Raw genomic sequence first — 22449 nt, forward strand, 5'->3', positions numbered from 1 at the left:
CCTCTCAAAAAAGCCTTGCGACTTTTTCGCCGTCAGATTTTTACTGAGATTTCGTATCTCTAAAACCCTGAAATTTTCGTATTTCACGCTCGCTTCGTCGCCGTTTGCTAGCTCCAGAGCGCGCTTTTTAGGGCTGCTACCCCACAAAAACGTATCGCCGACCGTGACGCTAAAATAATTTTTCTCTTTCGTCTCAAAAATCCCTAGATTGCGCACCATACCGCTAACCTCGCCGCTAGACTTGGGCTCTTTTGCGGCTCCGAGCATCGATCTAACGCGTAAGCCCAAAGACGCCTCGCGGTGAAATTTAAACCAAGCAAAAGCAAGAGAGCCGAAACCAAAAACAAGTAGCAAAGTGCTAAAAAGCGGCTGCCGTCCGTCAAAACCAGAAAAAATCGCCCAAACGCAAGCCGCGGCAAACAGCGCAAAAAGCACAAAAAGCGCAAGAAACAGAGCCGCAAAAAAGAGGCTAGGCTCATAGGCGTATCAGGCCGCAGAGTTTAAAGAGCGGTTTTTTAGCCCCAAAATCCGCCCCTTTTTATCGCAAACCGCTAGCATCTCATCCCGTCATTTACCGGCAAGAGCGGACTTTGCAGCGAGCGAACGTTTAAAATTTGCCCATCCAAGCTAAAGCTATAATCAAATCCGCTTTTGTCTTTATAGACGCACTCAAGCGAATTTACGCGGCCGCCGAGCAGTTTTAAACCGTTTTTGGTTTTCATCAAAAATCCCCTTGAATTTGACGCCATTTTACAAATCCATCTCATTTAAAAATTTTCTCAAAGCCAGATACGCCTCGACCGTGCCGCTTAAGCTTTTGCTTTCGCTCCAGTATATGTGCAAAAATGGCAGCGATAAAAACAGGCAAACAACAAAGGCAAACAAGGCTGCCATGCCTACAAATTCGGACAAATACTTGCTTAAATAAATTATAGGTATCGAAAAAATCGCGCCTAAAATTTTACCGGGAACGATATCAAAGATCGCCGCCCAAAATAGTATAAAATGCGCGCGCCAAGCGTAGTTTTTGAGCCATTTGCCCGAGGTTAAGTTTTTAAAATTCCAAACCTCGTTTTGCTCGTCATAGGCGATAGCTAGGCGGTCGTTTTCGCGAGGCACGAGGCGATCTTTGAGGTTTTTAACTTTAAATTTCGCGCCCGCGATCTCAAAAACGCACTCATCCGTCGCCGCATTCCATCTCACGTTTTTTACCTCGCCCGCTAAGACCTGAAACTCGCGCGAATCTCGCATCTAAATTTTCTCCAAAGTTTTTGTAAATTCGTAAAAATTAACGCCGCGCAAATTTGAGCGGGACACAAAAATACATCAAATTTGAGCGAGGCAAAAACCCGCGCGGGCGCGTAAATTTGACCGCGCGCAAAAAGCATAAGCGGAGACTCTAAGCCTGACGACCGAATTTGCTCGAGCGCTAGCAAAATTTAGCAAATTTACGCCGTAAAGATAGCCGTAAGGCCCGCCAGGCAAAAGCTCGCAAGCCGCAAAATGGCATCAGGAGAGAGCTAAATTTATCCGTAAAAAGCAGTCAAATTTGAGCAAAAGTAAATTATGCACCGCTCGATAAATTTACCCAAAAATCGACCCAAATTTAAGCCTAGCAATTGCCGACGCGTCAAATTTGTGCCAAACGCAAAACCGCCCGCAAATTTAGCGCGCCGCTAGTCCTTCTAGCTCCTTTGCCAGCGAGTTTACCTTTGAGTCGTCCATGCCGTTGCGCTCGACATCGCTCACGACTATGTCCTCCCACGCCTTGGCAAACTCAGCCTGCGATAGCCCCAGGCCGCCCTCGCCCTTTGGCAGCATACTGCTAATCACCAGCGCGTGGAAGCACACGTGGCGGTCGCCTTTGTACGCCTTGCACTGCTCCAGCGAGTTTTTAAACTCGGCTCCTAGGTGCTGCGTGACCTTATCGTCCGGGTACTTTTCCGCCGCGCGAGCTATGTCAAGTGCGGCTTCGTAGTACTGCGATATGGCTTTAAATTCGTCGTTTTTAGCGGCATACTCGAGCAGTTCGCCGGCTCTTTTGCTATCTCTTGGCGCGCCTAGACCGGTAACGTAGAGTAGCCCCAGATCGCCGCACGCGTCTCTTAGACCCTCATCGCAGTATTTTTTGCGAAGCTCAAATTCCTCTTTAAATTTACCGCTTTCAAAGTAGTTGTTCGCGCCCGCGACGGAGTTGTACTCGCGCAGTACCTTTGCGTACTGCTCGGGACTAAACGGCTTTGCCTGCGCGCAAACGGCGCAAAGAGCAAACAAGGCTGCGGCTAAAATTTTATTCATTTCTTATCCTTTTTGGTTTTAAATTTTTTAATAGTTTTTTTGATAGCCTTTAGCAGATATGCGACGTCTTTTGGCGTGTGCGAGTAGTGCAGACTCACGCGAACCCAGCCGGGCTTTTGATCAAATTTCTGATCGTCTTTTAGTCCGAGCAGATCGTGTCCGTACGGACCGGCACACGCACACCCCGCACGAGTCTGCACGCCGTAGTCCTCGCTCAGTGCTTCGGCAAAATCATAAGGCGAAACGCCCTTAACGTTAAACGCGAAAATCGGCAGTCTCGGCACTGCGCGCGGGCAGTAGCTCACGACCTCGGGGATATTATCCAGCCCCTCGCAAAACTGCTTTGTTAGCTCATCCTCGCGGCTTTTTATGACGTCTAGGCCGACCTCGTTTCGCAGTCTGTATGCTAGCGAGGCTCGTATTAGCCCCATCACGTGCTGGGTTCCGCCCTCCTCGGTGCGCTCTACGCTAGGCGCAAAAAAATGCGAGCTACGGCTCACGTAGCTAACCGTCCCGCCCGCGGCAAAGGTCGGTTTATCGGACTTTACGAGCTCCTTTTTTATCGCGAGCAGTCCGCAGCTGCCCACGCCGCCTAAAAGCTTATGCGGCGAGAGAAATAGCGCGTCGAAGTAGTCGGCGTCGAGGTTATCGTGCGAGCTAAAACTAGCCGCGTCAAAGGCTACGGTCGCGCCGTATCGTTTCATCATCACGTAGATTTTTTTGTAGTCGCTGATTATCCCCGTGACGTTTGAGGCCGCGCTAAAAGAGCCGATGATCTCGCGCTTTGAGTTGATTTTGAGCAGTTGATCGAGTCTGCCGAAATTTATCTCCCCGCTCTTGCTTAGCGGTATGCGCACGACCTCGCACAGCCCCTCGCGCAGGCTAACCTCGTTTGAGTGGTGCTCGTAGGGCGAGACGATAACGAGGGGCAAATTTGCGCCTTTTACCGCCTCTTCGCCTAGGCGGTTTGCGCTCATAGGCGGCAGGTAAAGCCCCATGATTTCCTGAAATTTCTTTATCGCTCCCGTCGCGCCGCAGCCAGCCGAGATCAGATAAAATCGCTCGTCAAGCCCCAGCGCGTCTTTTAAGCTTTGCCTTGCTTTTTCGTAGCGTTTTTGCGTTTTTAGCGCGTTTGAGGCGCTTTCTGAGTGCGTGTTGGCGTAGGTTTTTAGGTATTTTGCGATCTTGCGCTCTATTGGCGCGTAGGCTAGGCCCGAGGCCGTGTAGTCAAAGTAGCGCACGCCTTTTTTTAAAATAATATTTTTCCTGATTTCGTCGATGCTAACCAAAATTTTTCCTTATAAAAAAAGAGATTATAACCAAAGTTGTGCTAAAATGGGCTAAAAAGGAGCGAAAATATACGCCTTAAAATCAAGCTACGCGCGCTTTAAGCACCTTGATATCTTGCAGCTTATTTACTTTCATCTAGTCTTTGACGCGCTAAAATTTGAAGCGAATTATTACGATATTTTCGAGGCGATCGAAAAGGAAATTTTAGATAAATTTGAAGATTTGTCGCTCAAATTTAGCTTTGACGCCCCTTTTGAGAGCGAGCTTAAATTTGCCCTTTGCAAGCTTGCTAAAAACGACCGCAAAAAATACGCTCTAAATAAATTTCTGCCTCGCCCTCTCATCCTAAAAATTTACGCCGCCGCGATAAACTCAGGCGTAGTCAGTATCGAAAAGACGCTGGAAAAACCGCGCGTAAAAAGCAAATATCAAAAAGCCAAAAAGCTGCCCGAGCGCGATAAGGCGCAGGATAAAGTGGTCTTTAACGACAATTTTACTAGATTTTGGTTTTATTTCATCGAGCCAAATTTGGCCCTTTTAAAAAACGGCGAAAAGGCCGCACTGATGGAGATTATCAGACGAGAGTTCGACTCGTACGCGGGCTTTGGCTTTGAGCTGCTTTGCCGCGAGCTTTTGGCGTTTAGACTAGGCGCGCAGCCAGCACGGGTGCGAAGCCTATGGGCGAAAAATATCGAGATAGATATATTTTTGAGCCTAGACGGACGTATCATCGTCGGAGAAGCTAAATTTAAAGAGCATAAAATTTGCAAAAACGTGGTAAATTTACTCCTTAAAAAATGCGAGCGCCTAGGCTTTGTGCCGGACGTCGTCGCACTATTTTCCAAAAGCGGCTTTAGCAACGAAGTGCGCCGCCTAAAAAACGAGCGAATTTTACTTTTTGATTTAGAAAATTTCGAGGAGCTTTTATGACTCAGATCGACAAAACCAGCGTCCAAGACGGACTAAAAAGCCTGATCGAGCAAACCTATCTGATAGAGCGCGAGTACAAAAACCTAACGGCGTCCTATGCGAGTTTGCAAGGCTTCATCAAAGATATCGTGGAAATTTTGCCAAACGCGATCTGGGTTTTGGACGAGGCGGGCGAGATATTTTTACAAAACTCAGAAGCCCTAAAACTGGGTCAAATTTTAAAATTTATCCCGCAAAATGAAGGCGAGATAAGCGCCGCGAGCCAAATCTACCTCATCAAAATCGCCCAAAAAGAGGGCAAAAAAATCATCTCCGCAACCGACATAACGACCGAAAAGCGCACCGAGCGCCTAGCCTCGATGGGTCAGGTCGCCGCCCACCTAGCCCACGAGATACGCAACCCCGTGGGCTCGATCTCGCTGCTAGCCTCCACGCTGATAAAAAAGGCCGACGAGCGCACTCGCCCAGTCGTTGAGCAGATGCAAAAGGCGATCTGGCGCGTCGAGCGCATCATCAAGGCCACCTTGCTTTTCACCAAAGGCCTCACGATAAACGCGCGCGAGTTTAACCTAGCCGAGCTAAAAGGCGAGTGCGAGGCGGCCATAGAGTGCTACACATACGGCAAGGAGATCAAATTTAGCCTAAATTTCCCCGACCTGCCCTATGTGGGCGACCGCGATCTGCTCGCGATGGTGTTTCAAAACATGCTATTTAACGCGATCGATGCGGTCGAGGAAAACGAGGATGATGACGGCTGGGTGCGCGTGGACTACGAGCAGCGCGAGGGCGAGCATAAATTTGCCGTGACCGATAGCGGCGTGCCGATCAAAAACCAGGCCATGGTCTTTGAGCCGTTTAAAACGAGCAAGCTAAAGGGCAACGGCCTAGGCCTGCACCTGTGCCTACAGATCGTCCAAGCCCACGGCGGCAGTATCGAGATCGAGCTTGAGCCAAAGAGCTTTTGCGTAAATTTGCCTGCAAAGACGCGCGGTTAGGCGGGTAAATTTGATAAAATTTGACGCTTTGGGGCGGAGTTTAAATTTGAACGCGAAATTTAGGGCGGCGCGGTTTGAAGGCTGGTTCGACGGCTCGCTGTTTTAGCTTCGGCGAGCCGAACAACGAACAAAAAAACAATCAAAACAAGGAGAGAAAATGAAATTTGACGCGAAAATCTTAGAGGATTTGGCGAAGTGGTTTGAGGAGCTAAAGGAGATTAAATTTAGCGAACTTTTAGCGAGCGACGCGGCAAACACCGCATTTATCAGCGTGGATATGATAGAGGGATTTTGCAGCACTGGCCCGCTAGCTAGCCCACGAGTGGGCGCAATCGCGGACGGTATAGCGCAGACTTTTAGCGCGGCTTACGCGGCGGGTGCAAGAAATCTCGTGCTGCTCGAGGATAGCCACGAGGCAAACTGTGCGGAATTTGACGCATTTCCGCCGCACGCGGTCAAAGGCACCCAGGGCGCAAATACGATACCGCAACTGCGCGAATTGCCGTTTTTTCACGAGCTAAAAATCTTTCGCAAAAACTCCCTGAGCGCGGCTTACTGCACCGATTTTAACGCGTTTATCGCGCAAAATCCGCACATAGACACCTTCGTGGTGCTGGGCGACTGCACCGACCTTTGCGTCTATCAGCTAGTCTCGCACCTAAAACTTAGCGCAAACGAAGCAAACATCAGGCGCAAAGTCCTAGTGCCAGCAAATCTCGTCGCCACATACGACGCGCCGGGGCACGAGGGGGACTTTTATCACGCGATGTTTTTGCGGCATATGCAAACGGGCCTTGGCGCGCAGGTCGTGCGAGGGATTAAATTTTAGCGCCGATTTTGCGGGCGGAGCAGGCGGTAAATTTAGACTGCTATCGGAGTCAAATTTGAGCCTAAGCGTGAAATTTGACTACCTGCCGTGCGTTTAAGCAAAAATTTGCACGCCCTTGGCCTCCGTCTGCGCGGCGAAATAGAGGCAATCAAATAAAAAATATCGCAGCCGCGTTATTTTAGGTATAATACCGGCAATGCGGCGTCGTCGCATGAAATTTTATTTTCGGAGGCGTTTTATGAAATTTTTAGGCAAGATTCGAGTCGGCGCGGCGACGCTGGGGCTGGCGATGTGTTTTAGCGGCGCGCAGGCGCTTTATGTTATCGATTATATCGATTTTAACGAGCAGTGGTTGCGGCAGGATGCCTATAACCGCGCTATGAATGAGGCGAAGAAAAATTTAAATCCGCCCGATGATTCCGCCTATGTCAAAGATATCAAGACTGATATACTCTATACGGGCGCGCTGGTGCGAGCTGGAGATCATTTTTTGGATATGGACGGCATAGAGCAGATAGCGCAGCTTTTCCCCGCCGCGCAGCAAGACGAGGGGCGGCGCTTGCTAGTAGAGGGCATAGATAAGCTAAACGGCAGCGTCGAGCAGCTATACGGCATACCCAAAGAAAACGTGGCGACGGGGATAGTGGCGCTGCTAGGAGGCGCTTACGCGGCGTATTTTAATCATCCGATGCCGGACGAGGCCGTAAAGCCCGCATTTTTGCAGATCGCTGAGTTTTTGCGCAAAAAACCGGAGCTGTTTGAGGGAAAAGCTACGGAAATGATGAACTCGTATCAGATATCTATGGGGCTTGGGTTTTTGCTGATGGCGATGCAGCAGGAGCTACAGCAGCATCCAAATCCGGCGCATGAGGCGGAGCTAAAAGCCGTAGGCAGGCTGGTTTTTAAATCGTTACTAAACGTAGAACCGGAGCAAATGGATTTTACCGCATCCGGCATAGTCTTTAAGTAGGCATTTTGATTTTTGCGCGAGCAAAGCAAAACTGCGTGCAGGCTCGCGCTACCTGTTAGGCGGATTGCGGCGCAAAAAGTCGTCCTAGCGACGCTTTTGGCCGCAGTCAGGTAAATAGCAAAACATAAACACGAGCCTCTTTTGACGCACCCGACTTTTGGCTGCGACCGAGCAAATAGCCAAACCGCGCTCAAGGGTCAAATTTAAATAAAGCCGCACGCCTTAAAAATTCGGCCGATTTTTTATTTTAAAATAGCGGACGCATTTTTCGGCGTTTTTAAAAGCTTAAAGCCAAAATCGCCTTTACGCTTTTTGCTTCTAAATAAACTCTCTGGGATGATAAATTTGCACGCCTTTAGCCTCCGTCTGCGCGGCGGCGATGACGGCAGCCGCGATATCTTTCGCGCTCATCGGGCGGTAGTTCGTTAAGATAAACTTCGGCAAAAGCCCAAACAGCCAAATCGTAAAGAGCTCGCCCATACGCACCTGCTCGCGCTCGCTTTTTATCGCAGGCAGTCGCGCGATTTGCAAGCTTTTAAAACCCAGTGCGGCGATCTTTTTCTCCGCCTTGCCCTTTGCGCGCAGATAAAAAAATCTCGACCGCTCGTCCGCACCGTAGGCGGAGATGAGCGCGAAACGGCGCGCGCCTGATGCGATGCCCCATTTTGCGATATTTAGGGGGTAGTTCACGTCTACTTTATAAAACTGCCCGCGACTGCCGGCTTGCTTCATCGTCGTGCCCAGCGCGCAAAATATCTCGTCTATCTCGCGCGGCGGCATGTTTTTTACATCGCTAAAATTTACGATCTGCGTCTCTAGCTTTTCGTGGCTAAATTTTAACTCCCTACGCGCCCAAACGATGATTTTATCGTAGTTTTCATCCTCGCAAAGCCCGCGCACGATCTCGCGTCCGATCGCTCCGGTGGCACCCGCGACCAAGGCCGTTTTACCCATTTTTACTCCTTAATCTTTAAATTTTGTCCCAGGCTAAGAGCCTAGCCTAAATTTAGCGCGGTTAATTTTAATCGCCCGTTTAAATTTACCCCAACTAGTTAGTCGCGCCAAGCCCTTTGCCTAGGTCAAAACGCAAGCGAGATTAAATTTACCGCGCCGCTTGGCAATATTCTTTCTCATACGGCATCAACTCGCAAAGGCGCGCGTATACTCGCTTTACCTCAGCGTCGCCGTAGATCTCGCGCAGCTCTTTTTCGCGATATTTAGCCAGTGCGATGCAGCCTGCTGGCATATCGGTTTCGCGGCAGCTTCTAACAAGCGCTTTTACGGCATCCTCAAGATCGTATGGCAAAGGCGAAAGCCCCAGAGAAAGGCATCTTCTAGCGTCTATTTCGCAGGCTTTTTTTAGGTAGAAATATCCTAGCAAATTCTGCGGTTCGTCATGCGAGTGAGATTCGAATCGAAGCAAAAGCCCCAAATTTTCGCACCCTAGCGCCGAGTTTTTGTCGCAGGCGATTTCATATAGCTTTTGTGCGTGTTTTTTACTTTTAGCCAGCGGGTGTTTTTCCAAATATCTACCGTAAACGGCGCAGGAGTCGTAATGACCGCTTAGGCATGCAGGCAGCAAAAGCTCTTTTGCCGCGTCGTAATTTTTATTTTCTATATGTATTTTGCCTGCCTCCATGCATGCGTCAAATTTACCCTCTTTGCACGCGTCAAGCAAAGTCTGCATCGCCGTTTGAGCTTCATGCTCGTTATATTTGAGCTCGTCTTTTTTATAAAAAAAGACCACGCGTTTGCAGGCTCTAGCGTCCTTTTGGGCGCACGATTTTTTAAGCGTTTCGTAGCGCGCGCTTAAAAACGCCTCCTTTTCGGGGTCGGCTTCTTTTTTTTCTTGTTGGCCAGCTACCGCCGCTATGGCAAAAAACGCAAATGCTAAAACGATTAATTTTTTCATTTTTTTCCTTTCTGATTTTTGGCCCTTAAATTTAATGTTAAAAGGCTAAATTTGGGTTTAAATTTGACGACAAATCCACGTAAAAGTCGTCTAAACCTGGCTCTGCATTACTTAAATATATCCATAACCTCAAGCGTCCCTCGCAGCCTAAACTCATCAAAGGGCAGATACTCCGCGATGCTAAGCGCACTCACGTCGCAGCTTTGATTGATGAGGCGCAAAATTTCTTTTAGTTCGCTCATTTTCATCCTACCGCCTCCGTCGCCCGTGAGCTTGGGGTTTGCGAAGTATGTCGAGTAAAAAAACGCAGCGTCCAAGACGTCGATATCAAGATAGATCAAAACGCGTTTAAATTTAGCGCAAAAAGCCGCTATCTCGGCGTGTGGGATAAAATTTTTATCTTGGATTTTAATTTAACGCCGAGCTTGTTTAGATATTTTTCTTGATAGTCGTGAAGTCCTTGAAGGCCTACGTAGAGCAGGTTTTGCGACTCAAACGCTCCGTTTTTCATAATCGCCCTTAGGCCCGCGTCGCCTTGCCCTAGAAGCGTACCGAGCACCATGGCATGGGCATATGCGTAGCCGTCTTGCGGCGTAGAGACGTCCGGGTGCGCGTCCAGCCAGATGATGCCCGCATCGCCGTATTTGCCGCGCAGATAATCAAAAGGCGCGAGCGAAACGATGCAGCTACCGCCTATCGTGATGATTTTATCGGGGTTTTCGCGCTCTATCAAATTTAGCGCGCTTTGACCTCATCTCTGGCGTAGATACCGTCTTTTACGGGCTTTTTCTCATCGTTTGGAGCAGAAATCGGCACCCTGATAAGGGGCTGATCGTCGTTTGGCGGTACGATGAGGCAGAGTAGCTACGCGCCGAAATAATACTCATCAAGCCCGCCGCTTAGAAAATCCGGATAAAGAAGCCTAATCGTTTTCACGTCTTCCTTTCGTATTTTAAAATTTGCAAGCCGCTTTGCAAGGCTAACGCCTACGCCGATCAGTTCGCGCAGGGCTTTTATCTTAAATTTATTTTTCAAAATTTTCGTAGCTAAACTCGTCCGCAGCGTATCTTTTTATTAGTTTTAACTTCATTGCCTTATCTTTCCAAGCTAAAACGGTTACTTTTATATATACTCGCAAATTTTGCTGCTATTATAATGCAAATTTAGACCTTTTTACAAGGCGCCGAGGATAATTAAAGGGCAAATTTGCCCTTTAAATTTAGTTTAGTAGAAGTGATTTTATATCTATTTTTTGCTCGATCATCTTGCTTTCAAACATAAATTCTTGCGTAGCTTCAAGCGCTTTTATATCTTCAGCCGTGATCTTTGGGCTAAAGTCGTACTGAGGATACATACTCTTTACTGCCTCTATACTTAGCCCCGTCTCTTCAGCCGTAAATTTAAGCGCCTCATCCTCGTTTGCTTTGATATAGTCTAAAATTTCATCCTGAGCCTTTTTAAATTTCTCGACTACGTCTTTATGCTTTTTATAAAACTCGCCGCTTGTAGCCGTGACGATGACCGGTGTGATGACGCGTTGTTACGACGTGTAGGCCTGATTTTTGAGCATTATAAGCAGCAGGTCCCGCAAGAAGCGCCATATCGACGCTGCCGTTTTCTAGCGCAGCTTGCGCAGCCGGGATACCCATAGATACGAACTCGACGTCGTTTATGCTAAGCCCTCCAAGAGCTAGGTATCTAACCAAAAGCTCGTTTAAGATCGTGCCTTTTGGGCCTGCTACTTTTTTGCCTTTTAGATCTTTTGGCGACTTTATGTTTTGGTCCTTAGAAAATATCACAAACGCCTCTGGCGCCCTTGAATAGGCGCTTATGATCTTTATGTCAGCCTTATTTGCAGCCGCTAGTATAACCGAAGTGCCGCCCACGCAGTTTAAAAACTGGAGCGAATTTGAAGCTAGCGCTTGCGTCTGCTTCGCACCTGATGTTATGTCAGAGTACTCCACCGGCACGCCAAAAGACTTCGTGTAAAAGCCTTTAAATTTATCGACGATAGATGGGACGTTTAGCGGCGATTTGACGTAGGTCATGCCGATCTTGTCTAGGCTCTCGCTTGCGTTTGCGACGAGGCAAAGCAAAGAGGCTGCACATAAAACCTTGAAAAACTTTCTCATATTTGCTCCTTGTGATTTAAATTTTGTGGATTATATAAATTTTTTGCTTCATTTTGGTTTTAATTATCATCTATCTTTATCCTAAATTTCACTCAAAATTTTGCGTTTTACGGCTATTAGCTCGCCACTTAGCAGATCTCGTGGTCTTGCTAAATTTGATAGATCGTAGTTTGACTTTATACCGCCTTTTTCAAGCAATATAATATCGTCAGCCAAAAATAGCGCCTCGTCGATGTTGTGCGTGACAAAAAGGATAGTTTTGCCGGCTTTTATCTTTAAAATTTCAGCCTGCATGCTAGCTCTAGTAAAGGCATCAAGTGCCGCAAACGGCTCGTCCATGAGGATCAAATTTGCCTCATATGCAAGCACTCTCGCAAGCGAAACGCGCGAGCTCATGCCCCCAGAGAGCTGCGAAACGGCGGCAAATTTAAAGTCGCTAAGTCCTATCATGGAGATCAGGCTATCTATCTTTGCTGGCTCGATCTCCTGCTTTTTAAGCGCAAAAACGATATTTTCATAGACGTTTAAAAATGGCATGAGGCGTGCTTCTTGAAAGACAAAGCCGATCCTTGCTTGCTCTTTAAATTTTATCTCGCCAAGGCTTACGCTTTCAAGACCGGCGATGAGGCGCAAAAGCGTAGTTTTGCCGCATCCGCTTCTGCCAAGTATGACGGTGATCTTATCTTTTTTTATGCTTAAATTTAGTTCTCTCAAAACGTCGATACGCTTCTCGCCGATATAAAAATGCTTGGATAAATTTGAAATTTCTATCATTTTTCACCTCGCAAAAGGCTAAATTTCGCTATCAAAAGCAAAAAGAGCCTATCTATGAGCACGCCGCAAACGCCGATCGTGAAAATCCCTACAAATATCCTATCCGCGCGCGAAAGCTCCTCGGCATCAAGGATCAAGTAGCCTAGCCCGCTTGAGGCCGCTATCATCTCCGCTCCGATGATCGCGCGCATGGCGTAGCCAAAGCCTATTCGCATACCGACAAAGATATCTTTTAGCGCGCTTTTTAGGATGATCTTGTAAAAAATTTCAAATTTGCTAAAGCCAAAAATTTTACCGACCTCGATAAGCTTCACGTCGCAGCTAGTTAGCCCCTTTGAAATGCTAAGAAACATCGGGAAAAACGAGGCTAGGATGATAATAATGATCTTTGGCGTCTCGTTTATACCAAACCAAAGCACCAAAATGGCGATCAAACTAAGCGGCGGGATGTTTCTAAAAAACTCTAGTATCCACTCGTAATAAACGCCGATCTTTGGCAAAAGTGCCGCTATACCGCCAAGCACGAGCGCTAGGGCAAACGAGAGAGCATATCCTGCAAATATACGCTTAAAGCTAATAACAGTGTGCGTGACGAGCTCGCCGCTTTGTATCATGGCTAACATCGTCTTAAATGTCGTCGCTGGACTTGGCAAGATATATGGCGTGAAAATTTCTAGCTCGCAGACAACCTGCCAGATGGCAAAGATCACCAAAACTAAAATGCTCTTTTTAAAGATTTCCTTCACAGCCCATCTCCGTTGTGACAGCCATTTTCGCAGTATAAAAGCTCGATAATGCGGTAGTTTTTAAGCTCTCTAAATTTATATGAAAGGGCGTTTTGTATCTTTTCTTTGGTGCCAAGACTTAGGGTCTTTACGCCCAAATTTGAAAAAAATCCCGGCGGTACCGGGCTTGCTTCGAGCTTTTTTGTCTCTAAATTTATCTCATTTTGCTCTTTGAAGCTTTTCCAGGTTAAAAATGTGGTTCGAGCTAAATTTAGCCCCCTGCCAAGCTCGGCCAAGTCCTCACAGGGCGTCGTCACGTAAAGCCACTCGTCCTCTTTTAGCTTTAAGCTAAGCTCCATGGCGCTTTCAATCAAAATAGGGTTTAAATGTGAGATGAGGCTGGCGTGCTCTTTGAAATTTGCCCTGATGAAATTTGCGGCCCTAGGACAGCGACTATCAAAGATGAGTTCCTTTTGCGCGAGGCTATTTTTGTATGCGTTTTTGACGCTATTAACGTGGTCTTTTTCGCACTCTACTACGCTAAAACCTTTGTCTTGCAAGCTCTTTTTAAGCGCCGCAAAGTCGTAGATACTTTTTACAACAGGATTTAGCCAAACCAGTTTTTTCATGAGAGCTCCCGTCAAATTTAAAGACAAAATGTAATAATTGAAATCAGAATTGTATCATTTGAAAGTAAAAAGATCGCTTTGCAAGCTAAATCTATAAGAAAACGGCTGGACTTTTACGTCCAGATTTTTCTTTTCTGCGGTTTTATCTATGGGTTTTAGTATATTTACGCCGCTTTTTCAAGCTTCATTAGCTTTTTTGGATAGGCAAATTTCTCATCTTTGTTAATACCATATGTCGCTAGCTTTTTGTAAACAGCTTGCCTTTGGTAATATCTAAAATTTATAAATTCACCGTAGCCGTCGATCCAGACTGCGCTTACGCGGTTGAAATCCGCTCTTTTAGGCCGCTTTTCACATATTTTCTCTTTTAAATTTAAGCCCGAAGTTTGCTAATAGATCAGTCAAATTTGAATTTAAAAAGCGCTCGCGAGACAAGCCGTCAAATTTAAACGGCTTGTTTTAAACCCAGCGCTCTTTCCTCAAACCCCTCTCCAACGATAAACTCCGTCGTATAAACCAGCGCGCGGCCTTCTTGCGCATCTTTGATACGGATAATCAGTCGTTTGTTATTTTTATCGGCTGCGGCGCGGTGTTCGCCGATGGCGGCGCGGTAAATTTGCGTGATGAGATCCTTGCCCGTTTCGTCCAAATTTAGCTCCAAAACCAGATCCTCAAGCTCTCTTTTGCCTCTGTTTTCGCTAGATGCCTGGCCGTTTTGATAGCTTGCGCCGCTACTTTCCTTGCGCTGTTTAAAGCTTCTGCTTTGGAAATTCATATCGCGCGCGTCCTCTAGGCTCACGACGTCGATTAAATTTATGCGAGCGCCCTGATCGTCGCGCGAGTAACGCACCTTAAATGCTAGCGGAGCGTCCTTTTGCTCCTCGCTTAGGCTCTCGATGAGCCCCTTTTCAGAGTCAAACGCCGCGACCTTAAACGTGCTAAAAAGATCCATAATGCTTAGCATCATAAACTCTTTGCCGGTTTTTTTGCTAGGGATTTTAGCGATCTCGGCGATCTTGCCGACGACTAGGATTTCGCTCGTTTTATCTATCTTGCCGAAGTCCTTGCTAGGCGTGTATTTTATCTGCTCGATTTGCTCTTTGTATTTTTCGAGCGGATGCGAAAAATCCATACTCATAGCTTCATCAAGGGTCAAAATTTTATCCAAATTTATGCGCATGAACTGCCCGTCTTTGGAGTAGCGAACCTTAAACGCATGCGGCAGATCGCGCTCGTCCGCGCTCATCGACTCGACCGCGCCAAGGCCTCTGTCAAAGACCGCGATCTCGACCGTACCGTGAAAATCCAGCATCTCGATCGTGCCCATTTTTTTGCCGTTTTTCTTGCTGATCCTTGTCGTTAGGTCTTCGATCTTGCCCACGAGCAGCATCTCGCCGTTTTCTGGTAGCTCGTCAAATTTATCGCTTAGCGTGTATTTTATCTTTGAGATTTGCTCGCGGTACTCGTCTAGCGGGTGGCCGGAGAGATAGATACCCACGCTTTCTAGCTCAAATTTGAGCTTGGTTTTTAGCTCGAGCTCAGAGTCGTCGCGAACGAGACTAGTTTTAACCGTTGCCATACTCTCGTCATCGCCAAATAGACTCTCGGCCGCGTTTTTCTTGATAGTCGCGGCATTTTTGCACGCCTCTACGATGTTATCTAGGTTGTTTAGCATCATCTTGCGCGTTAGGCCGAAGCTATCAAACGAGCCCGATTTTATCAGGCTTTCAAAGACTTTTTTATTTACCTTAAAGTTATCCACGCGCGAGACGAAGTCGTCGATGTCCTTAAACTCGCCCTTGGCCTGCTCCTCTAGGATATTTTCTATCGCCGCGCCTCCGACGCCTTTTATCGCGCCTAGGCCGTAGATGATGGCGTCCTTGCCTCCTTCGCTAACGACTGAGAATTCTTTGGCGGATTTATTGACCGATGGCGGCAGGATAGCGATATCTAGGCGCTTGCACTCGTCGATGTAGCGCGAAATCTTATCTGCGTTGGTCTCCTCGCTAGTGATGAGAGCCGCCATAAATTCGGCCGGATAGTACGTCTTCATATAGGCCGTTTGAAAGGTCACGTAGGTGTAGGCTGCGGCGTGGGATTTGTTAAATCCGTACGAAGCGAAGTGCAAAATAAGCTCAAACAGCTCGTCGGCCTTTTTGCCGTCTAGCCCCTGCGCCTCTGCTCCTTCGATAAATTTGCCCTTTAGCCTATCCATCTCCTCTTTTATCTTTTTACCCATCGCGCGGCGCACGAGATCAGCGCCTCCTAGCGAAAAGCCGCCGATAGTCTGCACGATCTGCATAACTTGCTCTTGATAGACGATGACGCCGTAGGTGGGCTCCAGGATCGGCTGAAGCTCGGGGAAAATGTACGTGATAGGCTCCAGGCCGTGTTTGCGCTTGATGAAATCTGGTATAAGATCCATCGGGCCCGGGCGATAAAGCGAGATCATCGCGATGATATCCTCGAAGCAGTCCGGGCGCATATCGGCTCCGACTTTTTGCATGCCTTCGCTTTCTATCTGAAACAGTCCCAGCGTCTGGCCGCTACTGATCGTCTCGTAGGTCTTGGGGTCGTTTTTATTGACCTGCTCCCAGATTATTTCCTTGCCGAATCTCTTTTTTACGAGCTTGACGGCGTTATCGATCACGGTTAGCGTCTTTAGCCCCAGGAAGTCAAATTTGATTAAGTCCACGTCCTCTAGGTACTTTAGGCTATACTGCGTGACGAAGTGATCCTCCTCGGCGTTTGGCTGGCGGAAAAGCGGAGTTTTGTTCCACAGCTCCTCGTTTGAGATGACCACGCCCGCGGCATGCATGCCGGCGTTTCGGTTTAGACCCTCTAAGTCAAGGGCGAATTTCCAAATTCTATTTGCATTTGAGTTACTTGCTATCAGCTCGCCGATCTTTGGCTCTTTTTCAAAGGCCTGCTCTAGCGTGATGCCTAGCTCGTCGGGGATGAGCTTAGCCATCGCGTCGGCCTCTGCGTAGGGCATATCGCATACGCGCGCGACGTCGCGGATGACGCCTTTTGCCAGTAGCTTACCAAATGTAATAACCTGCGCGACGTTAAATTTGCCGTACTTTTCTATAACGTAGTCGATGATCTCGCCGCGGCGGTTTTGACAAAAGTCCACGTCGATATCGGGCATACTCACGCGCTCCGGGTTCAAAAAACGCTCGAAAAGCAGGTTATAGGGTAGCGGATCCAGGTCCGTGATCTTTAGGCTATATGCTACTAGGCTTCCCGCCGCCGAGCCGCGTCCCGGGCCTACCGGCACGCCGCGCTTTTTAGCTTCGTTGATAAAGTCCCAAACGATCATCATGTAGCCCGGGAAGTTCATCTTGTTTATGATATCTATCTCGCGCTGCAAACGGGTGCGGTACTCCTCGTGGCGCTCTGCGGGGACAAATTTAAGCCTATCCTCTAACCCCTGCCTGCACTCGTGCTCAAACAGCACGCTGTCGTTTGGTATGCTGTAGCGTTTATCAGGCTCTGGCAAGCTCAAATTTCGCTCGGCGGCGTACTCGAGTGTAAATTTAAAATTTGGCGGCGTCGCGTCGCCTAGCTTTATCGCGAGGTCGCATTTATCTACGATTTCTTGCGTATTTGTGACGGCTTCTGGGATATCGGCAAAAAGCTCGCTCATCTGCGCGGGCGTCTTGACGTAAAACTCATGCACGCTGTGGCGCAGGCGGTTTGGATCGTCTAGCAGTTTGTTCATCGCGATACACATGAAAACCTCGTGAGCTCCCGCGCGTTGCTTAAACGTATAGTGCGTGTCGTTGGTTGCGATGACCTTAATATTTAGCTCTTTAGCTAGGCGCAAGATCTCATCGTCGATCCTGCGCTGATCGCCGATACCGTGGCGCATGATCTCGAGGTAAAAATCATCGCCAAAAACATCTTTATACCACAGCGCGGCTTCCCTAGCCGCCTCGTATCCGCCAGCGCCGAAACGCAAATTTCGCTCGCTTTGGTTGAGATTCCAGTTCACCTCGCCTTGCAGGCATGCTGAGGAGCAGATGATGCCCTCGCTGTGCTCTTTTAGCATCTTTTTGTTGATACGCGGATAATAATAAAACCCCTCGATATAGCTCATGGAGCTCAGATACATCAGGTTTTTGTAGCCGATTTCGTTTTTGGCGATGAGGCAGAGGTGAAAGCGCTGTTTGGTGCTTTTATCCCCGAGCTCCTCGCCGTTGTGGATGTAGGCTTCGATACCGATGAGCGGCTTTATGCCTTCATTTTTCATCGTTTTATAAAAGTCTATCGCGCCAAACATATTGCCGTGATCGGTGATGGCTGCGGCTTTGACGCCTTGTTTTTTTAGCGTTTTTGCTAGCTCTTTGATACGGTTGGCGCCGTCTAGCAGCGAATACTCCGTGTGCAGGTGCAGATGTGTAAAATCTGTAAAATCGCTCATTTTTCGTCCTTTTTAATGCTTTTGATTTTACAGAAACTTTGCTTTTAGGCGGATAAATCGATATTGTTTAAATTTGGCTAAACGCGGGAAGTAGGCTGCTGGCGTGGGCTTTTCGTCAAATTTGAGCTCAAATTTGACGACTGCGGTGCGGGCGGCTCCTCTTAAATTTACGGCTCTAGATTTAGCTTAAATTTGAGCGGTAAATTTGACGCAACCTCGTGGGCATAAATAAAAATTTGAAGCGCAATTACAAGGGGATTAAGAAAAATTTAGATAAGGCGGATAAAAAATTTACCGCACTTTTTTAAATTTAAATAATTCAAGTGGCACGTTTAAATTTATCGACCAAATTTCTCTCTAAACATCTCAAGCAAATTTGACAGAGTGTCGCATTTTGATGCGTCAAGGCCGAGCTTAAAAGCGGCGAATTTATAGTGGATTTTTGCGCCGTCCGTTACGCTCACCGCCGGAGCGCTCGAGCTTTTGGAGAGCTTTTTGCCGCCATGCGCTAGCAGGCCGTGATGGATGAAATTCGCGCCCGCAAAACCGTAACCCAAAATTTGCGCTGCGTACTTTTGCGCCGCCGAGCACGCGAGCAGATCCTCGCCTCGCACGAGCAAATTTACGCCCAAAATCTCGTCATCCACGAGGCTAGCTAGATTATACGCGGGCATGTCGTCCTTTTTCCAAACGACGAAATCGCCCAAAATTTGCGCCAAATTTACGCTTTGAGCTTGCGCGAATTTTTCCGTCTCAAACGCCGTTTCGTCCGTCAAATTTAAGACGCCTAAATTTGCCGAATTTAAATTTTCCGTGGCGTTAGGGCTAAATTTTTCGCCGTCTGATTTCTCTCTGTCTGAGCCAACCAAATTTGCCGAATTTTTTAAACCGTTTGCCACGCCGTTTTGCGCTTTTCGCCCGTTACCGAACAAACCGCCCGTCTGGTTTGCCGCTCCGTCTGGTTTGCCACACAAAGCATCAAAATTTATCAAATTTTGCCTGACGCAAATTTCCGCCCCGTCAAGGACGCGAAGCCGCATGGCCGTTTCGTCTTTTTTAAATTTAAGATTTTTCTCCGCGCAAACCCGCGCGTAAATGCCGTTTTTAAACGAGCTTTTCATCGAGTGTGAGCACTCGCAAGCGTAACAAACTCCTTTTTGCTCGAGCGTTTTTAGCGCGTTTTGGTAGGCGCCGAGGCGAAATTTGCAGCTAAATTTGGTTTCAAACTCCCCCACTCCACTAGGTCCGCCGTCAAAATCAATGTCCAGCATATCAAGCACTCGAAAGATGTTTTCCACATATTGCCTGCGGTAGCGCGGCAAGTCGTAGTCGTCGATCCTTAAATACAAAATCCCGTCAAACGAGCGAGTAAAAAGATAGGTCAGCAAGAAGTTGTAAACATTGCCCGCGTGCAAAAAGCCGCTTGGTGTCGGGGCGATACGAGAGATGATTTTTTGGTTCATTTGGAGCGAAAATTGATTAAAAAGCTTAAATTTAAAAATTAGTTAAAAGCCGTCAGATTTGACGGCCAGATTATTCTTTAGGTTTAGATTCGTTTACTCTTAGGGCTCTGCCGCCTACTTCCTTGTTGTTTAGCGCTTCGATCGCTTTTAGCGCGTCTGCGTCGTTTTCTATCTCGACGAATCCAAATCCTTTTGAGCGATTCGTGTCGCGATCTTTGACGATTTTCGCGCGTTTTACTTCGCCAAACGGCGCAAATGTATCCTTAAGCTCTGCCTCAGTCATGCGATATGACAAGTTACCGACGTAAATATTCACAGTAACGTTTCCTTAAATCAAATTCCCGATAAATCGGTTAAGGGATAATACCTGAATTTAAATAAAAAAGCTAGATAAAAAGCGCGCTTTTTATAATTTAGTATTAAATTTACCCGCAAGCATATCCGCGAGCTCTCCAATACGGCAAAATTTAGTCGATTTTTCAAACTCGCAGTCTTTTAGGGCTTAGAAAACGGTTTCATACAAAAGCCGTTTTCTTACGCGCAAAGAAAAACTCGGCGATAAAGAGCGGGCAAAGCTACGTTAAGCTTTTGCCTTAAATTATCGTCTGGGCTTTGTGCCGTTTTATTTTACGAATAGCAAGCCCTCTTTTACTTCGGCGTAAATTTGCTCGCCGCCTAAAATCTTCAGCAACTCCAAAGCAAACTCTATTGCCGTGGCAGGACCCCTTGAGGTGATGATATGACCGTTTATCACGACGTTTCTATCGCTTACGTAGCTTCCGCCTCGTACGGCTTTTTCGCAGCTAGGATAGCAGGTAAACTCGCCTCTAACGATCTCTGCGGCGTCAAGAGCGATCGGCGCGGCGCAGATGGCTGCTATAAATTTACCTTTTTTATCGAAACGCTTTATAATTTCTCTCATTTTTAGATTTCCTTCGATGTTTGAGACGCCCGGCTGACCGCCCGGCAAAACTAGCATATCATACTCGTCCTCCTCAAGATCGTAAAGCGTCATATCGCAGACAAATTTCACTCCGTGAGCGCCCGCTATAGGCAGTTTATCAAGCCCGACGATATCGACTTCCACGCCGCCTCGTCTAAGCACGTCCACGATACTAACGCCTTCTATCTCCTCAAACCCGTCGGCAAAAATCACGGCAACTTTTTTCATAATTTTCTCCTTAAATTTTCGGATTATTATACTCTCGTTTGCTAAATTTGCGCTATAATCGCGCCACTTTAAATTCGAAAGGAAGGAAAATGGAAGTAAAGATTACATATTGCAATTCTTGAAACTATAGACCGGTAGCTTCTCGTGTAGAAGAAGAATTTTTAAGTCAAATTCCAGGTGCTAAAATTAGCAAAACCGTCGGTAGCGGCGGAAACTTCATAGTTGAAGTAAACGGAAAAGTAGTCTTTTCTAAAAAAGATCTCATCGGTACGGACGTAAACGCCCTGCCAAATCACGAAGAGATCGTTGCTTTGGTCGATAGCGTTAAAAAATCAGCCTAAAGTCTAAGCTAAGGCTTAGGCCTTGGCTTTTATTTTTTCAAATTTTATCTCGTTTTTTTCATATTTTTTAAGCAAATCGTTTATACGCCTCTCAAAAATTTTCCATCTAGCTTCATTTCCATGTTTTTCAAATAAACTTAACGCTTGGCGGGTCAAAATTTCTTGTTCATTCTTTGTGAGCAAGTATTCAAAAAGCCGGTCAATCACCGCTAGACCGTTTCGCTCCGGCATCAAATCAATCAAATTTCGTTCGGTTTTTATCTCCTCAAAAAACTAAATACCGCTCTTAAACCGCTCGTTAAATTTTCACAAAGCGCTACCGTGTCGGTATTTTCGTTGATTTCATAATAGGCAGCGTTGGAGTCTATGATAGATGAGATTCTATCCCTAAAATGACATTCGTATTCTTTTGGCTTTAAGACGGTTTCTTTGCCGGCTGCGGCGTCTATAAACGCACCGTAAATGCCGCAGTTTACGTAAAATCTGGTTTCAAATGCGGTATTGCCGCTACTTTTTTGAAAATTTACGACATATATAAATTCGGGAGTATTTTTGTAGAAATTTAGCCCGTTTTTGGTAAAGCCGTTATTCTTAAACAGCGGCTTTACTTGGGCTATGAGCTCGTCAAATTTTGCTTTCATCAAATTTGACGACTGTGATTATTTGTTTGCGCGTTCGATGTACTCGCCGCGGACGGTATCTACGCGGATGACCTCGCCTTCAAGCACGTGGAAAGGTATCTGCACGACCGCGCCGCTCTCAAGCGTAGCGGGCTTTTTGCCGCCCTGGGTGTCGCCTTTGAAATTCGGCGGAGTTTCGACGATCTTTAGCTCGACGACTTGCGGTACTTCTACACCGATAGCCTTGCCGTTGTGAAATAAAATCTCAACCATCATGCCGTCGATCATCCATTTTTTGACATCTCCCACGTCCTCGTCACTGATCGCTACTTGCTCATAGGTCGCAGTGTCCATAAACTGGCAAAACTCGCCGTCGTCGTAAAGATACTGCATCTCTTTTTCTTCCAGATTCGGCTGGTCACATTTGTCGCCCGCGTGGAAGGTCTTTTCAAGCACTTTGCCGTCGATGAAAGATTTGATTTTCGCGCGAACGAAAGCCGCTCCCTTGCCCGGTTTTACGTGCTGATATTCGACGACTTTATACGGAACGCCGTCTAGCTCAATCTTTAGTCCTTTTTTTAGGTCGCCCATAGAATAGGTTGCCATTTTTTCTCCTTGTAGTTTTAAAGGCTGATTATATCAAAAAAGTTTTTAGTTTAGTTTAAGAAGCGGCGAGAGGGCAAATTTGACCGCGCTCGCCGAAGTAAAACTCAAATTTAAGGCTTAAATTTAAACTCGCCTTTTTCCTTGCTTTGTTCAGACTGCGAGTGGATTTCCCTTTTCATCTGTTCACTTACGCTAGGATCGTCTTTTTGTATCTTTTGAAATTTCTTTTTTTCGGTCAAAATTTTCTCAAAATTTTTCGTAGTTTGCTTTTGCACTTCGCTCTCGCAACCCGCAAGCAAAAACAAAATCGGAATCAAAAGTAAAAATTTCATACTCAA

General features: G+C 46.9%; 28 protein-coding genes. 5 read left to right on the top strand and 23 right to left on the bottom strand.

Going from position 1 to position 22449, the window contains the following annotated elements; all coding sequences use genetic code 11:
* From Q0314_RS07990 to Q0314_RS08010, 5 genes are all read right to left on the bottom strand, one after another.
* On the bottom strand, window positions 1–435 hold a 435-nt coding region (locus tag Q0314_RS07990), incomplete at its 3' end, for a hypothetical protein (RefSeq protein WP_298058081.1).
* 116 nt (window positions 436–551) lie between these two features.
* Window positions 552–722: a hypothetical protein gene (locus tag Q0314_RS07995; protein WP_298058083.1), complete on the bottom strand. Its 171-nt coding sequence runs from the start codon at window positions 720–722 to the stop codon at window positions 552–554.
* 28 nt (window positions 723–750) lie between these two features.
* Window positions 751–1251: a hypothetical protein gene (locus tag Q0314_RS08000; RefSeq protein WP_298058084.1), complete on the bottom strand. Its 501-nt coding sequence runs from the start codon at window positions 1249–1251 to the stop codon at window positions 751–753.
* 414 nt (window positions 1252–1665) lie between these two features.
* On the bottom strand, window positions 1666–2298 hold the full coding sequence (locus Q0314_RS08005; RefSeq protein ID WP_298058085.1) for a hypothetical protein: 633 nt from the start codon (window positions 2296–2298) through the stop codon (window positions 1666–1668).
* Window positions 2295–3587: an aminotransferase class V-fold PLP-dependent enzyme gene (locus tag Q0314_RS08010; protein ID WP_298058087.1), complete on the bottom strand. Its 1293-nt coding sequence runs from the start codon at window positions 3585–3587 to the stop codon at window positions 2295–2297. Before Q0314_RS08010 ends, Q0314_RS08005 begins: the two co-directional genes overlap by 4 nt.
* 115 nt (window positions 3588–3702) lie before the next feature.
* Between Q0314_RS08010 and Q0314_RS08015 the strand changes: the two genes are divergently transcribed.
* The 4 genes from Q0314_RS08015 (at window position 3703) to Q0314_RS08030 (ending at window position 7312) form a co-directional block, all read left to right on the top strand.
* Window positions 3703–4518, top strand: coding sequence for a DUF234 domain-containing protein (locus Q0314_RS08015; protein WP_298058089.1), 816 nt, complete (start codon window positions 3703–3705; stop codon window positions 4516–4518).
* Window positions 4515–5513, top strand: coding sequence for a HAMP domain-containing sensor histidine kinase (locus tag Q0314_RS08020; protein WP_298058091.1), 999 nt, complete (start codon window positions 4515–4517; stop codon window positions 5511–5513). Before Q0314_RS08015 ends, Q0314_RS08020 begins: the two co-directional genes overlap by 4 nt.
* A gap of 157 nt (window positions 5514–5670) precedes the next feature.
* Entirely contained in the window at window positions 5671–6342 is a 672-nt protein-coding gene (locus Q0314_RS08025) for an isochorismatase family cysteine hydrolase (RefSeq protein ID WP_298058093.1), read from the top strand.
* Between the two features lie 238 nt (window positions 6343–6580).
* Window positions 6581–7312 carry a DUF6683 family protein gene (locus Q0314_RS08030; RefSeq protein ID WP_298058095.1) on the top strand — a complete coding sequence of 244 codons (732 nt, stop codon included), beginning with the start codon at window positions 6581–6583 and terminating at the stop codon, window positions 7310–7312.
* A 318-nt stretch (window positions 7313–7630) separates the two neighbouring features.
* On the opposite strand, the gene Q0314_RS08035 is transcribed toward Q0314_RS08030, so the two are convergent.
* The 14 genes from Q0314_RS08035 to Q0314_RS08100 all read right to left on the bottom strand — a co-directional run bounded on the left by Q0314_RS08035 (window position 7631) and on the right by Q0314_RS08100 (window position 20544).
* Window positions 7631–8266: an NAD-dependent epimerase/dehydratase family protein gene (locus Q0314_RS08035; RefSeq protein ID WP_298058097.1), complete on the bottom strand. Its 636-nt coding sequence runs from the start codon at window positions 8264–8266 to the stop codon at window positions 7631–7633.
* Window positions 8267–8414: 148 nt separating this feature from the next.
* The gene (locus Q0314_RS08040) at window positions 8415–9224 is read right to left on the bottom strand and encodes a hypothetical protein (RefSeq protein ID WP_298058098.1); all 810 of its coding nucleotides are present in this window, start codon (window positions 9222–9224) and stop codon (window positions 8415–8417) included.
* A 107-nt stretch (window positions 9225–9331) separates the two neighbouring features.
* Window positions 9332–9565 carry a hypothetical protein gene (locus Q0314_RS08045; RefSeq protein ID WP_298058100.1) on the bottom strand — a complete coding sequence of 78 codons (234 nt, stop codon included), beginning with the start codon at window positions 9563–9565 and terminating at the stop codon, window positions 9332–9334.
* Between the two features lie 29 nt (window positions 9566–9594).
* The gene (locus Q0314_RS08050) at window positions 9595–9957 is read right to left on the bottom strand and encodes an arginase family protein (protein WP_298058102.1); all 363 of its coding nucleotides are present in this window, start codon (window positions 9955–9957) and stop codon (window positions 9595–9597) included.
* Between the two features lie 131 nt (window positions 9958–10088).
* A complete protein-coding gene (locus Q0314_RS08055) occupies window positions 10089–10259 on the bottom strand; it encodes a hypothetical protein (RefSeq protein WP_298058104.1) in 171 nt (56 codons plus the stop codon).
* A gap of 184 nt (window positions 10260–10443) precedes the next feature.
* Window positions 10444–10578, bottom strand: coding sequence for a hypothetical protein (locus tag Q0314_RS08060; protein ID WP_298058106.1), 135 nt, complete (start codon window positions 10576–10578; stop codon window positions 10444–10446).
* Window positions 10579–10711: 133 nt separating this feature from the next.
* A complete protein-coding gene (locus Q0314_RS08065) occupies window positions 10712–11356 on the bottom strand; it encodes an NrtA/SsuA/CpmA family ABC transporter substrate-binding protein (protein ID WP_298058108.1) in 645 nt (214 codons plus the stop codon).
* A gap of 81 nt (window positions 11357–11437) precedes the next feature.
* Window positions 11438–12130 (bottom strand): ATP-binding cassette domain-containing protein, encoded by a 693-nt coding sequence (locus tag Q0314_RS08070; protein WP_298058110.1) that lies wholly within the window; start codon window positions 12128–12130, stop codon window positions 11438–11440.
* Window positions 12127–12876, bottom strand: coding sequence for an ABC transporter permease (locus tag Q0314_RS08075; RefSeq protein WP_298058112.1), 750 nt, complete (start codon window positions 12874–12876; stop codon window positions 12127–12129). The genes Q0314_RS08070 and Q0314_RS08075 overlap by 4 nt, the downstream gene beginning before the upstream one ends.
* Complete coding sequence (locus Q0314_RS08080) at window positions 12873–13484, bottom strand: hypothetical protein (RefSeq protein WP_298058113.1); 612 nt, start codon at window positions 13482–13484, stop codon at window positions 12873–12875. Before Q0314_RS08080 ends, Q0314_RS08075 begins: the two co-directional genes overlap by 4 nt.
* 445 nt (window positions 13485–13929) lie before the next feature.
* The gene (gene dnaE, locus Q0314_RS08085) at window positions 13930–17910 is read right to left on the bottom strand and encodes a DNA polymerase III subunit alpha (RefSeq protein ID WP_298058115.1); all 3981 of its coding nucleotides are present in this window, start codon (window positions 17908–17910) and stop codon (window positions 13930–13932) included.
* A 338-nt stretch (window positions 17911–18248) separates the two neighbouring features.
* Window positions 18249–19373, bottom strand: coding sequence for a glutamate--tRNA ligase family protein (locus Q0314_RS08090; RefSeq protein WP_298058117.1), 1125 nt, complete (start codon window positions 19371–19373; stop codon window positions 18249–18251).
* 70 nt (window positions 19374–19443) lie between these two features.
* Window positions 19444–19689 carry an RNA-binding protein gene (locus Q0314_RS08095; protein ID WP_002948394.1) on the bottom strand — a complete coding sequence of 82 codons (246 nt, stop codon included), beginning with the start codon at window positions 19687–19689 and terminating at the stop codon, window positions 19444–19446.
* A 306-nt stretch (window positions 19690–19995) separates the two neighbouring features.
* A complete protein-coding gene (locus Q0314_RS08100) occupies window positions 19996–20544 on the bottom strand; it encodes a DJ-1 family glyoxalase III (protein WP_298058119.1) in 549 nt (182 codons plus the stop codon).
* Window positions 20545–20633: 89 nt separating this feature from the next.
* Here Q0314_RS08100 and Q0314_RS08105 point away from each other — a divergent pair, with 89 nt between their 5' ends.
* Window positions 20634–20885 (top strand): SelT/SelW/SelH family (seleno)protein, encoded by a 252-nt coding sequence (locus tag Q0314_RS08105; protein ID WP_298058121.1) that lies wholly within the window; start codon window positions 20634–20636, stop codon window positions 20883–20885.
* A gap of 15 nt (window positions 20886–20900) precedes the next feature.
* Here the strand turns inward: Q0314_RS08105 and Q0314_RS08110 are convergent, their stop codons facing one another.
* From Q0314_RS08110 to Q0314_RS08125, 4 genes are all read right to left on the bottom strand, one after another.
* Window positions 20901–21128: a hypothetical protein gene (locus Q0314_RS08110; RefSeq protein ID WP_298058122.1), complete on the bottom strand. Its 228-nt coding sequence runs from the start codon at window positions 21126–21128 to the stop codon at window positions 20901–20903.
* Window positions 21129–21142: 14 nt separating this feature from the next.
* Window positions 21143–21526 (bottom strand): DUF4304 domain-containing protein, encoded by a 384-nt coding sequence (locus tag Q0314_RS08115; protein WP_298058124.1) that lies wholly within the window; start codon window positions 21524–21526, stop codon window positions 21143–21145.
* Between the two features lie 18 nt (window positions 21527–21544).
* Window positions 21545–22111, bottom strand: a complete 567-nt coding sequence (gene efp, locus Q0314_RS08120; RefSeq protein WP_002948377.1) for an elongation factor P — start codon at window positions 22109–22111, stop codon at window positions 21545–21547.
* A gap of 110 nt (window positions 22112–22221) precedes the next feature.
* A complete protein-coding gene (locus Q0314_RS08125) occupies window positions 22222–22443 on the bottom strand; it encodes a hypothetical protein (protein ID WP_039895184.1) in 222 nt (73 codons plus the stop codon).
* Between the last annotated feature and the right edge of the window lie 6 nt (window positions 22444–22449).

It is taken from the genome of uncultured Campylobacter sp. (genome assembly GCF_938040115.1).
Classification (GTDB): domain Bacteria; phylum Campylobacterota; class Campylobacteria; order Campylobacterales; family Campylobacteraceae; genus Campylobacter_A.

Coding starts and splice junctions, on each gene's coding strand:
- Q0314_RS08040 (WP_298058098.1), bottom strand. CDS start 9,224: ATGAAAAAATTAATCGTTTTAGCATTTGCGTTTTTTGCCATAGCGGCG.
- Q0314_RS08070 (WP_298058110.1), bottom strand. CDS start 12,130: ATGATAGAAATTTCAAATTTATCCAAGCATTTTTATATCGGCGAGAAG.
- Q0314_RS08100 (WP_298058119.1), bottom strand. CDS start 20,544: ATGAAAAAAGTTGCCGTGATTTTTGCCGACGGGTTTGAGGAGATAGAA.
- efp (WP_002948377.1), bottom strand. CDS start 22,111: ATGGCAACCTATTCTATGGGCGACCTAAAAAAAGGACTAAAGATTGAG.
- Q0314_RS08025 (WP_298058093.1), top strand. CDS start 5,671: ATGAAATTTGACGCGAAAATCTTAGAGGATTTGGCGAAGTGGTTTGAG.
- Q0314_RS08000 (WP_298058084.1), bottom strand. CDS start 1,251: ATGCGAGATTCGCGCGAGTTTCAGGTCTTAGCGGGCGAGGTAAAAAAC.
- Q0314_RS08060 (WP_298058106.1), bottom strand. CDS start 10,578: ATGTATCCTCAGTACGACTTTAGCCCAAAGATCACGGCTGAAGATATA.
- dnaE (WP_298058115.1), bottom strand. CDS start 17,910: ATGAGCGATTTTACAGATTTTACACATCTGCACCTGCACACGGAGTAT.
- Q0314_RS08030 (WP_298058095.1), top strand. CDS start 6,581: ATGAAATTTTTAGGCAAGATTCGAGTCGGCGCGGCGACGCTGGGGCTG.
- Q0314_RS08125 (WP_039895184.1), bottom strand. CDS start 22,443: ATGAAATTTTTACTTTTGATTCCGATTTTGTTTTTGCTTGCGGGTTGC.
- Q0314_RS08035 (WP_298058097.1), bottom strand. CDS start 8,266: ATGGGTAAAACGGCCTTGGTCGCGGGTGCCACCGGAGCGATCGGACGC.
- Q0314_RS08065 (WP_298058108.1), bottom strand. CDS start 11,356: ATGAGAAAGTTTTTCAAGGTTTTATGTGCAGCCTCTTTGCTTTGCCTC.
- Q0314_RS08115 (WP_298058124.1), bottom strand. CDS start 21,526: ATGAAAGCAAAATTTGACGAGCTCATAGCCCAAGTAAAGCCGCTGTTT.
- Q0314_RS08020 (WP_298058091.1), top strand. CDS start 4,515: ATGACTCAGATCGACAAAACCAGCGTCCAAGACGGACTAAAAAGCCTG.
- Q0314_RS07995 (WP_298058083.1), bottom strand. CDS start 722: ATGAAAACCAAAAACGGTTTAAAACTGCTCGGCGGCCGCGTAAATTCG.
- Q0314_RS08005 (WP_298058085.1), bottom strand. CDS start 2,298: ATGAATAAAATTTTAGCCGCAGCCTTGTTTGCTCTTTGCGCCGTTTGC.
- Q0314_RS08080 (WP_298058113.1), bottom strand. CDS start 13,484: ATGAAAAAACTGGTTTGGCTAAATCCTGTTGTAAAAAGTATCTACGAC.
- Q0314_RS08090 (WP_298058117.1), bottom strand. CDS start 19,373: ATGAACCAAAAAATCATCTCTCGTATCGCCCCGACACCAAGCGGCTTT.